Annotated in this window: 3 protein-coding genes and 6 pseudogenes; 5 read left to right on the top strand and 4 right to left on the bottom strand. The window is 59.4% G+C overall.

Going from position 1 to position 12353, the window contains the following annotated elements; genetic code table 11:
* Nucleotides 1-422, top strand: a pseudogene (locus NKI61_RS30485) (hypothetical protein); the annotation flags it as partial.
* 728 nt (nucleotides 423-1150) lie between these two features.
* On the opposite strand, the gene NKI61_RS30480 reads toward NKI61_RS30485, so the two are convergent.
* The 3 genes and pseudogenes from NKI61_RS30480 to NKI61_RS30470 all read right to left on the bottom strand — a co-directional run bounded on the left by NKI61_RS30480 (nucleotide 1151) and on the right by NKI61_RS30470 (nucleotide 8552).
* Complete coding sequence (locus tag NKI61_RS30480; RefSeq protein ID WP_352842076.1) at nucleotides 1151-3685, bottom strand: two-component system VirA-like sensor kinase; 2535 nt, start codon at nucleotides 3683-3685, stop codon at nucleotides 1151-1153.
* Nucleotides 3686-4326: 641 nt separating this feature from the next.
* A pseudogene (locus NKI61_RS30475) lies at nucleotides 4327-4630 on the bottom strand (type IV secretion system ATPase VirD4); the annotation flags it as partial.
* A gap of 772 nt (nucleotides 4631-5402) precedes the next feature.
* Entirely contained in the window at nucleotides 5403-8552 is a 3150-nt protein-coding gene (locus tag NKI61_RS30470) for a Ulp1 family isopeptidase (protein ID WP_352842074.1), read from the bottom strand.
* A 767-nt stretch (nucleotides 8553-9319) separates the two neighbouring features.
* On the opposite strand from NKI61_RS30470, the pseudogene NKI61_RS30465 reads away from it, so the two are divergent.
* A pseudogene (locus tag NKI61_RS30465) lies at nucleotides 9320-10044 on the top strand (TnsB C-terminal domain-containing protein); the annotation flags it as partial.
* Here NKI61_RS30465 and NKI61_RS30460 read toward each other — a convergent pair.
* Nucleotides 10043-10335, bottom strand: a pseudogene (locus NKI61_RS30460) (transposase family protein); the annotation flags it as partial. The pseudogenes NKI61_RS30465 and NKI61_RS30460 overlap by 2 nt on opposite strands.
* 295 nt (nucleotides 10336-10630) lie before the next feature.
* Between NKI61_RS30460 and NKI61_RS30455 the strand changes: the two are divergent.
* The 3 genes and pseudogenes from NKI61_RS30455 (at nucleotide 10631) to NKI61_RS30445 (ending at nucleotide 12188) form a co-directional block, all read left to right on the top strand.
* Entirely contained in the window at nucleotides 10631-11008 is a 378-nt protein-coding gene (locus tag NKI61_RS30455) for a flagellar export protein FliJ (RefSeq protein WP_352480573.1), read from the top strand.
* Between the two features lie 235 nt (nucleotides 11009-11243).
* Nucleotides 11244-11404, top strand: a pseudogene (locus NKI61_RS30450) (DUF1403 family protein); the annotation flags it as partial.
* 50 nt (nucleotides 11405-11454) lie between these two features.
* Nucleotides 11455-12188: pseudogene (locus tag NKI61_RS30445) on the top strand (IS6 family transposase).
* Nucleotides 12189-12353 lie beyond the last annotated feature (165 nt).

Here is a 12353-nt window from a genome sequence, read left to right as displayed (position 1 = left end):
ACATCGCAGCTGGCCGACTGGCGACATCGAAGGGCCATCGCCTCACAGACGACGACCGCGTGCGAGCCGCAATTATCGAGCGACTAATGTGCGATTTCGAGGCTGACGTGCCGGCAATCTGTGTCGCCCACGGATCTGATCCGATCCGTCTTCGCGATTCGGCTGAGCGCTTGGCGATGCTGGCCAAGGACGGAATAGTGGACTTCGAAAACGGTTTTGTCCGCGTACGGCGGGAGCATCGCTTTGGGATTCGCGCTGTCGCTGCCGCATTCGATGCTTTTAGCGATGGCCTTACGTATCCCGCAGGTGAGGGCAAGCACACAAGACGGAAGCTAACACAGGGAGTATCTTTTGCCGGAGAGAACGAGCTGCCATCGTGCGGTGCCCGGTTAGTAGTGAAGCGCCGTAAAATGTCGACATAGGCGTTGGTGAACTGGACCGAACGACGAGGACAGCCTATCCAGTGTGTTGTCGGCAGTTAGTTCGAAAGTCCTGCTACACCCGATCCGATGCCTCTCAACGCCGAGGCCGCACCTCCGTGCCGAAGCCGGCCTTCCCAATGGTGGGTCGAGCCGTCGCTTACCCCGTGCTTGCCTCACAGATCCGCGACCGAGAACCCAGCCTCATGCTCCCGCCCTGCCGGGCCTAGGTCCATCTAGCATGAAAGGAACACGTCGGAACCTGGGATATCGCTTGCCCGGCCGGGCGGCGATAGCCTTGTCGGGGCAGCGAGGAGCCGTAGCCGATGATGAACGCACAGGAGAAGTCTGGCGTGAATGGGGCGATGATTGTCAAGCTTTGCTCTCGAGTCATTTCGTCAACCATCTTGCGTGACCGATTGGCGACCATCTCCTCGTCCCGACCTTATATTACCCGTCGCCTATCGCCGCCAGCGCGCAGTGACTTGTCAAGGATGGAGGCCCGCAGACCCCATCGCGGGGCGACTTGTCCTTGATGGTAACGAGCACGGCGGCAGGTTTGCCGTGGTCGGGGAGCCCTTCCTTGGGCGGAAGCCGACGACAGTGTTCGAGGGGAACTCGCCATGAGCCGGGTGCGCAGAGATCGTCCGACGCTCTTGTATTTGCTGGATCCCAGCCGGCTCCGCCTCCGACTGCCTCGGTAGCTCGGTATCCTGAGCGCGTCGGCGGCATCATGCCATTATCATCCTACGAATTGCATGCTCCATCGTCCTGGACGAGACCGGTTTGGCTAGCCAAAGGACGAAGGTCTGATTACCAGATGTGATCGGCATGGGGTCGCTTCCACCAACGACGATGATCGGCACCGTCATCAGGGTGGTACGTACGGCTTCGGGCTGTCCTGGCCCGAGGAAAGTCGCTTTATCGAAAATTAGGAGGTCGGCTGCCTTCCCGCTCTCGATCCAGTCGCAAAGACTCTCGAAGGTCGCGAAGCCGACCGGCTTATAACCCAGCGCGGCGATCTTATCCTTGTAGATCTCCAACGCTGCTGGATCGGGGTCAACGACTGCAATGATTTCTCCGTTGCCAAGTGATCCATCGCATGGGCCGAAAGCGCTATCAGCTCTGACCTGCTCCTCAGCGCAGGCCGGTAAGTAGAGATCGAAGCGTGTACCTCGGCCAACAGCCGAGGTGACGTCAAGGCATCCTGCGAGCGCGCTCACATGGCGGTCCACTGCAGCAAGACCCAGTCCGGTCCCGCCGACGCGAGAGCGCGTGGTAAAAAAGGGCTCAAAGATATGCGGAAGCACCGAACTTGCGATTCCTTGGCCATCGTCGCTGATGGAGAGGAGAACGTAATCTCCCGGTTTCAAGGTGCCCTTAGCCACGGGCTTCGTTTGACAGACGTGAGCGCGAGAAACGCTAATCTCGACACGGCCCTCATTCAAGAGAGCCTCCGACGCGTTCTTGCATAGATTCATAAGGATCTGCTGTATCTCGGTCGGGCTGCCCTCGATTACCGTTTGCCACTCGTTGATCTTGAAGTTCAACTGAACATCCACACGAAGTGCAACCCGCAGCAATGGCGCGAGATCCATTACACTCTCCGAGACGTCGAAAGGCATCGTCACGCGCTTCCGATTTCGGCTTAGTGACAAAATTTGGTCAATAATCAGTTTGGCTCGGTTGCTGGCCAAGATAATTTGGCCGATGTGGCCCCGAATTCTCGAGGGGCGACGCACAAGACCTTTAGCCATCTCTGCGTAGCCGACTATTGCTCCTAGAACATTATTGAATTCATGTGTAACGCCGCTTGCGATTGTGCCGACAGCCGTCAGCCTTTCCGCATGCTCCCATCGACTCTCAAAAAGGTTACGTTCCGTGTGTACACGTTGCATTTCAAGATGGTTGCCTAAACGCACAGTAGCGCTCGCCAGAACCAGGAGGTCGTCTGTGGAGGGTGGTGAGCGATCTCCTTCAAAAACAAGGATACAAACCGCAGCCTGCTGATCGGAGGCCCTGCAACCAACAATTTGACAAACACCGGTAGTGCCTACGGCAGTCCGAACCACTTCCGAGGCGGGAACGACGCGAAACACTGGCTGTTCCGGGTGTACAAGTGAGACGACTTCATTGATTAGCGTGGCGTTCCAGACGCGCATGCGCTTGTTCGCGACAAAGTACTCGGTATTCCTGCTGATACTCGGATCCACCAGAGCAAGCGCGCATTGATCCGCATTGAAAACGCATTGAATGAGTCTAAGCGCTGCTTCGGTGGAGAAGCGCCGCGAAGCCTTCGTTGCTTGACTGTCGATGAAACAAGCTTCGATCTCACTCATCGCCGCTTCAAGCTCTAACCGCCTTTCCAACCGGTTCGTCCGCACATGCAGCGTGGAGGCTCGAATGGTCGCAAACAAGCAGAGGCATATGGACACCAAGCCAAAGAAAAGTCGTGTACGCTGCGCTTGCGCGCTGGCGAAGCTGTAGGCTTTCAGATGTTCTCGCTCCAATTCGGCAGCCTTGGCGAACGTGTCGAAGGATGGGATCCGATTGACAGCGCGGTCCAACCTCAACATTGAGGACAGGATAGCGCGGCCCTCGCGGGCAACATCCTCCGTGACTTGGTCCTGGCTAGGAGGAAGTCGGCGGAGAGACTGATCGATTTGTAATGCGAGGCTGAATCCCGGTCTGGCCGAAAATTGAAGGATCAGATTGGAAAATTCAGGCCTGTTCGACACTCCCCCCCGAAGGCGATTAGCCGAGCGAGCAAAGCGTACGAGAGAGCTTTGCAGAAGCTCATTTTGCGCGGCCGAGGCCGAGATGGCAGCTTCTGTGTTTTCGAGGGACTTTTTGAGCTGTGCAACCAACCTGGAGTGCACCCCGGAGCTCTCATTGGGCGAAATCTCAACAAGGCGTTGGTAGTTTTGAAGGTTCCTTTTTAATGCTTGCCCGGTAGAAGCAACGGAACGGAAGTCCAATACCATGTCGGCGCGGGCGACGTCTCGCTGGAGCAATGCGTAGTTGATCTGAATCGTCCGCAGTTCGCTTAGGACCGCCTCGTTGATCTGGGGGTCTTGCCACTGTATCGCGACCAAGAGCGCAACCGAGGCCACTAGGGCCATTACAGAAGCTTTGTCGGTACTGAGCCATTTTTCCCAAACGAACGGCGTTTGATCCGCGGTGCGTGCCTTGCGAAGGTCCGATTTGAATTCTAGCTCCCCATCGCGTCGGTGTGCGGCCGGATGCTGCTGGAACAGGAAAGCCAAGTGTACCTCTCCCCTCAAATAGGCGGTGTAGATACCGTTGCACTCTGCCCCCATGGCCCGCTGACCTTCCATTGATTCGCGGGCGTTTCGACCTCGACGGCGAGGCGGCAGCACAAGGCGGGCAACTGATCGCAGTTTTCGGAACTGGTCTTCCGAGAGATCATCGAAGGGGCATACAAGCGCACGCCTGCAGCAGCCGAGGATGATACCGGTCGGTCAAACGCAAGTGGCGAGGGCCGGATCTGCTGTTGGCTGGCAGCTAACACTGGCGGGGCGGCGACCTCAACTCCGGCGTCCCTAGGGCCGGCTGCTGCGAAAGCGTCCGACACGCTTCCCTTGGGGTCATCCCGTCCAGCGGGCATCCTTGGATCGCGGAAAAAAGACGAGGCGGCTTGATGATCCTGCCCTCGCTGAAGCACCTCGCGAAACCCCTGTTCCAGTCGCAGAAGCTCCTCTGGACCGGTAGGCGGCTCGTCAGCTCGACCATCGAATAGCGGCCGGAGCGCCTCGGACACGTGCTGCTCAAAGCCCACTCGCCGGGCCTGGACCGCTTGCCCGTCTTCCAAGCCGGCGTCCTGCACCTGCGACAAAGCTGTTACACGGGATGGATTACTATTTCGCGGGTTCATACTAGCCTCACATCAAACTGTATCGTCAAAGTCCTGCGCCAATTCACGCAGCGGCTCATCGAGTTGATTCTGTGGAGAGCCCCCCGTCTGCTTTCGTCAAGGGCGTCGGCTCCGGGAGGGCGCCTGTCTGGCTTTCAAAGATGCGTTTCAGAATGCGATCCGAAAAATATCGCACCTTCCTCAATTTTAATGGTGGCAGACCTTGATGAGATTACTCGTCATTGAGCAGCCGCAACGCCTGGCTGTAGGAAATCGATTGGGCTTGAAATGTGAATCCACCGATAGCTTTGGAAATGTAGTTCGGAGTCTCGTCATCTACCTCGATGTTCCTAGAAGCGCGCCGGCAGCCCGGGCGGGGGGCTTGGGGTTAGACTGCCGGCGCACGCCACTCAGAAAGAGCGGCCTCTTTTCGCGGTTCGGACACCCATAGTCAACCCGGCAACGTCTGGATGCCCGCTGTGCTTTTTGCAGAGCGGCGATGCCGGGCATATCGGCCGATCCTGTCTAGGATGGTGTGGCCACTCTCGTCGGCCGAGTTGATGCTCCAGCCAGTATCGCCTTGCCGACCAGCATGAGTTCGCCGTTAGCAATCCATCGTTGCGAGCCGAGACCGAGGTAAAAAGCGCGTGTTATCGACTATGTAGCTGACGCTCCCGCTGACGCCTTCTAGTGCGCACGCTATGCCCCGTTCGCACCCTCTTGTGAATAGTACTGCGCCATGCACCTGAAACCGCCTCCTGGGGCCAGGCTTGCTGATTCAACACGATTGATCCGACGCAAGGGAAGCGGTTTCGAGGTGCCGCAACGCGTACATGATGATGGCCGCCGCGGGGGCCTCGCGGACTTCGAGAACCTTTTCACCGGTTGAGATGTGTTCGAGCTGGGTTGCTGACATACTGGCTCTTGCGGCTGCTGATCGACTTCAGTGCTCGTCGCGATGCCGCAAGCGATTTTTTGCGGCAAATGACCTTTCCGAAAAGTTTGCGACGAACCCGCCGACGCCGCTCTCATCGAAGCGGATGAGGCTCAGCGGCCTCCCCTGTCCGACAATTTGCGTCGGTTTGGCGATTTGACCCCAGCCATGGAGCTCAACGCCCCGCGTCGGAGCGCTCCCTGCTTCTGAAGGAAGCCATTAGGTCCGCTCGGGCTTGATCGGAGGCTTGGCTGATGGACGTTGTGGTTGCTTCGCTCAGTTGCCGCCCCATGGCGCGGCTTTGCGGATTATCAGTCCTCTGCCTCTTCGCCGGTCTCAACAGCGCTGTGTAATGTTCATTGTTTATGATGACGCCCCCGCTGTTCACGAGGTTGCTCCTGTCAAGTGTACTCGTCAGTCCGTCCTGGGCCTCGCGCTTCTTGCCCAAGTGCCGTTCAAACGGCGCTGGCGCGACTTGAGAGATGGGTCCCTGCTCTCCTGCGTGGCCATGAGCTTGTGCCGCGGTCTGCGCAGCGGCGTCCCCAATGGCACGAGCCTCCATGCCGACTGCGTCTTCCCGACGAGCAGCAAGGGCAATTTTGCGCCCGGGTGCGAACTTCCGGAGATGAGCTAGTGCACTGATCCCAGCGGAGTTCATATAGCGCTTGGCATCTTCATCCAGCGACCCCTCGTGAAGCCGATCCGCAATCCGCGGCTTTTTGTTTTCAACCAGGCATTGACTGAAACGTCTAAGAGCAGACCCATAGACCTGAATGGTACCGGGATTCGGCCCGGTCGCAGGCGCTCCCTTGTACTCTTTGATGTGAGCCGCTGTGTACTCTCTGATGAGCGCGGCGTCGGCAGGGTCGGGATTCAGGACAGCGCGGCCCAGCACTGGCGCTCCGCCCGCCCACGTCTTGAGACGACCTAGTGACCCAGCCACGTCCGAGGAGCCACTCTTGCGCTGGTACTCCTTGAGATCCGGATCCAGCGACGAATCGTTAAGCCGAGCGGCAAATCCCGGCTTGTTGTTTTTAAAGAGCCAATGACCAAAGCCGAGAAGAGAATCTACATGGCGCTTGACCGTGCTCTCCTGGACCTTACCGGCATAGAGTGCTGACCTCAGCCCTTCGACAACGGTCGCATCGTTGGAATAAAGAGGACGCTGGTCGTGACCGGAGACCACTATTGGAGGATCTGGCTGCACCGCCGCCGGCACAGAACGAGCATGGTCATGCAACTCGAACGGTGCGGGGGGATTCAGATCAACCACTGACGAATCCGGCGCATGATGATGGCGCGCCGTTGAGTGACCCGGCTGCAGCACCGAGGCACCCAGCATCGACCCACTGCCTCCGGTTTGCGGTGCCAGGTGCTCGCCACTGCCTCCGGCGTACGGCGCCGCGGCGTGTTCTTGTCCGCTCCCTTGCATCATGGGCTGCGCCTCCCATGGCAATGCACCCACTTGATGGGTGGGGGCCTGCATCAGCACGCGAGCGCCTGAATTGCCGGTCTCGCTCAGCTGCGGCTCAGTGGCAACGTCCTGCAGACGACTGTTCAGGGTCCTTTGCCTCTTCGCTGGTCTCAACTCCGCTGTATCATGCTCACGGTTGATGAGGACCTCCTCGCTTGGTAGCTGGTTGCTCCTGTCCTGTGCAGCGATCCGCTCGTCCAGCGCGCGCTGGTCGCCGTCGCGCCAGCTCAGGGGACGAAAGGACCCTGCGGGATCCGAGGCTTGGTGATGGTGCCCAGGCACGAAAGACGATGCCACAACAGCGTCGTCTTCATTAGCTTCCCCAAGGGGGAGATTCTCCGGCCAACTGAATGTCTCCTGCGGCCCGCTGCGCTGCGCAGCGGCGTCCCCCGTCCCAACGGGGCTTTCCTTAACCGCGTCTCGGGCGTGTCGGTCCATGAGTTCAAAGTTCGTGAGATAATTTGCCGTTCCAGATGTATCGTCACCCATGAGTCGGGCTTGTAGTGCCTGCCGATTGACGACGAGGTTGTTGAGGTTCAGGTCATCTGGCTGCCATCTTTGCAATCGCCCAACCAGCGCCCGCGTGCCGTCCACCACGTAGACTCCGCAATCCCACCTGTTGCTCTGCTGGGCCATGCGGGGTGAGTCCAGGCGGGCGCCCAGCCTTTTTGCGAACTCTTTTGCAAGCTCTTTATTGTATTCCCCGGCGGAGTCATAATGATGGGCAACCGGCCGTGCCCGGTCGCGGCGATCAACGAATAGCAGCGACCAATGGGTGCCGCGCTCCTCACGAGTCGTACCGGCATCGCTCACTGGCACAAACAGGAAGTCGGCTGTGTCGTTACCGTTCTGATTATGGACGATGCGCTGGAATGCGCTTAGCCTGTCGCTCTCGGAGCCGAAGCGCAGATGAGAATGGGCTACGAGGGGATCCACGAACCGCGTCCGGGCGGCGAGTTCTGGATTGTTCCCCTGCAACTCCTGCTCCAGGAGCTGGTAATCCCTCTGGATATGTTGGTCGCCTAGCAATTGCAATGCGCCGAGCACCCGCCCGTCTTCATTAGCTTTCCCAGGGAGCTTCTCTGGCCGACCCAATGCCTTCTGCGGCCCGCTATGCTGCGCAGCGGCGTCCCCAATGGCACGAGCCTCCATGCCGACTGCGTCTTCCGGACGAGCAGCAAGGGCAATTTCGCGCCTGAGTTCGGACTTCCGGAGATGAGCTAGTGCACTGATCCCACCGGTGTTCATATAGCGCTTGGCATCTTCATCCAGCGACCCCTCGTGAAGCCGATCCGCAATCCCCGGCTTGTTGTTTTCAACCAGGTATTGACTAAAACGTCTAAGAGCAGATCCATAGGTCTGAATGGTAGCGGGATTCGGCTCGGTCGCAGACGCTGCCTTGTACTCTTTGATGAGAGCCGCTGTGTATTTTCTGATGAGCGCGGCGTCGGCAGGGTCGGGAGTCAGGACAGCGCGGCCCAGCACTGGCGCTCCGCCCGCCCACGTCTTGAGACGACCCACTGCTCTAGCCACGTCCGAGGGGCCACGCCTGCTCTCGTACTCCGAGGGGCCGACCCTGCTCTCGTACTCCTTGAGATCCTGATCCAGCGCGTCAAGCCGAGCAGCAAATCCCGGCCTGTTATTATCAAAGAGCCAACGACCGAAGCCGAGAAGAGAATTTACATGGCGCTTGACCGAGCGCTCCCCGACCTTACCGGCATAGAGTGCTGACCTCAGCCCTTCGACAACAGTCGCATCGTTGGAATAAAGAGGACGCTTGTCGTGACCGGAGACCACTATTGAAGGATCTGGCTGCATCGCCGCCGGCACAGAACGAGCAGGGTCACGCAACTCGGACGGTGCGGGGGGATTCAGATCAACCACTGACGAATCCGGCGCATGATGATGGCGCGCCGTTGAGTGACCCGGCTGCAGCACCGAGGCACCCAGCATCGATCCACTGCCTCCGGCGTAGGGCGCCGCGGCGTGTTCTTGTCCGCTCCCTTGCATCATGGGCTGCGCTACCCATGGGGCCGCGGCTTCGATGAGGCTCAGGTCTCCCTGAGACGGATGAGGATGGAACGGGTCTGGCAGAGCCGGAACGCCGGGGGCCGGAATTTGGGCAGCGGCTCGGCGCGCCTCGCCCAAGCGCTGCTCAAAGCCCGCTTGCCCGGCCTGTGCCGCTTGCTCTTGAGATGCCGGGGGCTGCACCTGCCGCCAAGCTGTTACATTGGATAGGTCAAATTTGTGCCGGTTCACGCTAGCCTCACGTCCACAGATCAGCTGAGCAACCTACTCGGGCATACTTACGAGAAGCTGACGAGGTCCGCGGTCCCGAAGCGGGTAGGCCTAATTTTCTGCGCGCCGATTGCGCTGGCGCGACGTAGCCCGGCCTTTTGCCAGCTCGGCAGCTACGGCTCGCAAAGAGCGTCGTAAGGCTTGCGGAGCCGCCCCTCAGCTCCCGTCGAGGAGCAATCCACAATTCACATATTGGAGATGGCTCGCTGGTTTACCGGTGTCGCTTTTACTTCCCGATTTCAAACAGGGAAAAGTTAGGTGTTGTTTAGGTTTTAGCGCTACGACAGCCCCGATTTTCCGCTAACGATTTCATTGGTCATTTGCCGAACCGATTACACAACCGAAAAGCAACTCCTTCCCCATCTCTCTCCGATGAAGCATGGTCCGCGGCACGTCGTGTAGCCCGCGAGCTGGATAAGATCCTCGATGGTGCGGGGCCCCGTCAGGCGCCGATCGAGCGGGCCGCCGCGGAGCTGCGCCCGCCAGATCTACAATCTGCTGGCGCGCTACCGCATCGACCGGACCGTGACGTCGCTGCTGCGCGACGGGGAGGGGACTCGGAAAAAGCGCCTTGACCAGGGTATCGAGGAGATCATCGTGAAGACGCAGTGGCTCGTGCTGGAGGCTCCGCCGCTCGCTCCCGTCGTGGCCGAGGTCCGGGCTCGCTGCGAGGAGGCCGGCCTGGCCACTCCATCCTATCTCACCGTCGCGCGTCGCATACCCTCGCTGTTCAGCCCCGAGTAGATCGCGAGGAAAAGATCAGCGAACCCGAAGCATCCTTCAACGGCTCAAGGCGCGGCCGGGTTACATCCATGCCACGCACCCGCTGGATGTCTGCCAGATCGATCACACACCCACCGACATCAACTTCGTTGAGGTCGTCGACGGTGGTGGAACCTTCATCGGCCGCGCATATCTTACGATCGTTAGCGACGTGGCCACGCGCTGCATTCTCGGTTTCTGCCTCACCCTTGAGAAGCCATCGGCGCTGTCGGTCGCGCTCTGCCTCGCGCAGGCCATGTGTCCAAAGGAGGCATGGTTGGCCACGCATCCTGGTCGACGGCGCGCCACAACCAAAGCTTTTGCCGGGCGATGGTGACGACCACCTCGTTCAGGTACCAGACATCATTCCGGCACGGCGGCTTGCGGCGCAAGCAGCGAGCGCAGTCCGGCCCCCAACGGCGACTTGTCTCATACGAAACCGCGATGCCGCGTTCCAGCAGCATTTCCTCAACCAGGCGCAGGCTCAGCGGAAACCGGAAATAAAGCCAGACCGCGTGGGCGATAATAGGCGGCGGAAATCGGGGGGCGTGTAGCTGACGGCGGGCGTATTCATGCCCCCCGGCGTCCATGTCGCAAATCTTGACGATTGCTTTGTGTGTCAAGCCGCCGCAGGTCCCAACGCGTTCATATGCAGACATTGTGAAAATCGCCCTATTCCGCCTTTTTTTACCGCCCCTTAAGTCCCCCGCTCGCATGCTTGTCGATGCCATTGAACTCATAGCCATCGGGCAAGGATTTTGGAAAATATGTTTCCGCTCGCAGCAGAAAACGTGAGAGTCGCTGTAGGCCTAACGTTAAGGGGAGAGAGCGGTTTGAATTGGACGAAATGTGTACCGGAGTACCGAGTCATGAAGCCCCGAGGTAGTCTGGTCCGACTGAAGCAATTTCAGGTGAATGAGAAGCGGCGACAGTTGCACCAGCTAGACATGATGATTGCCGATTTCGAACGCATGGCGCGAGAACTGGACTTCCAGATAAACGCCGAGGAAACGAAGGCCGGCATCTCCGATGTCAATCATTTCGCTTATCCGACGTTCGCCAAGGCCGCTCGCCTACGTCGTGACAACGTCAAGAATTCGCAATCGGACCTTCTGCGGCAGAGAACCGCAGCCGAGCCATGCCTCGCCGAGGCTGAAGCAGAGCTCTCCAAGGCGCAAATGCTAGAATCGCGCAGCGGCAGAGGCCACGACCTCGAACCCGGCAACCGAAGCGCCATGATCGGCTGAGCCGGACGGCTTCAGCGCGCCTCAATTCGCGACACCGACTGGCCGTTGGCGCGCGAGAGGCGTGCGGGCAGTGTAAAGATATCAGCGGTTAATGCAGCGATAGCTGGCCGGGACGGCTGTCATGCTGCGGCGACATACGCGATTTTGTTCCAGATTTGCATAGCGGCGTTACGCAGGTATTGGGAGAAAGTGGAACTGGTTGGCAATCGGATCATCGGTGGAGACGAACCGCTGCCGGCGGATCGGCGCCTGGCGGCAACGCCTGGCGCTTTCGGCGGCGGCGGTAACGGCAAAGCAGGCTGGCCGCGTCGAGGATGAAGCGCCTGCGCGATGCCGTTCTGCTCACGGCCGGGAGACGGGGTCGGCCCCGCCGGCCGGATGCTGCTCGCTTGGCGCGGCACCGTAAAGTCAACCGACAGCTTATGAAGATGTGCGTACACTGGGCCATGTCAGAAGTTGCTCGTGGTCCGCTCTATGGTCGCCACGGCTTTCCCCCGAGATCATTGCGCACGCGGTATGGCTCTACTTTCGCTTTCCGCTCAGCCTGCGCATGGTTGAGGGCATGCTGGCGGCCCGCGGCATCATCGTCACGCATCAGACCGTTCGAAGCTGCGCGGAGAAATTCGGACGGAATTTCGCCCGAGAGATCAAGCGACGGTCAGCCGGCTGCATGGGCGACAAATGGCATCTCGACGAATGTGTCGTGGCTATCAGTGGCAAGAAGCAGTGGCTCTGGCGTGCCGTCGATCAGGACGGCTTCGTCCTCGAAGTGCTGGTACAAAGCCGCCGAAATGCCAAGGCGGCAAAGCGTCTGATGCACAGGTTGAAGGCTCAAGGGCAGACACCACGGATCATGATCACCGACAAGCTCCGATCCTATGATGCCGCCATGCGCGACCTCATGCCCGGCGTCGAACACCGGTCGCACACAGGCCTGAATAATCGAGCGGAAAATTCGCACCAGCCCACCCGACGACGCGAAAGGATCATGAAACGCTTCAAGTCGGCACGCCAGCTTCAGCGGTTCGTTTCCATCCATGATCCGATTGCCGACCTGCTCCACTTTCCCTGCAATGCGCTGTCATCGGCTCAACATCGAGACCTGCGTAACGCCGCCATGCATTGTGTCGCTACAGCGTCACAGCCGTCCCGGCCAGCTATCGCTGCATCAAGCCGATGAAACTTACAGTGCCGGGCGCGCTGCTACCTGATTTTCCTTACCGCTCAATCAATCTGACAGCACCGATTCTTCTCAACCGCGGCATGCCCTAAATCGCCACCTGCGTGCCGATCTCGACCACACGTCCGGTCGGGATCTGGAAATACTCCGTCGCATCGGCCGCCG

The organism is Mesorhizobium sp. M0514 (genome assembly GCF_040321145.1).
Lineage (GTDB): Bacteria > Pseudomonadota > Alphaproteobacteria > Rhizobiales > Rhizobiaceae > Mesorhizobium.
Note: the sequence above shows the minus strand (reverse complement) of the source record. Positions and strands in the feature narration are given on the sequence as shown.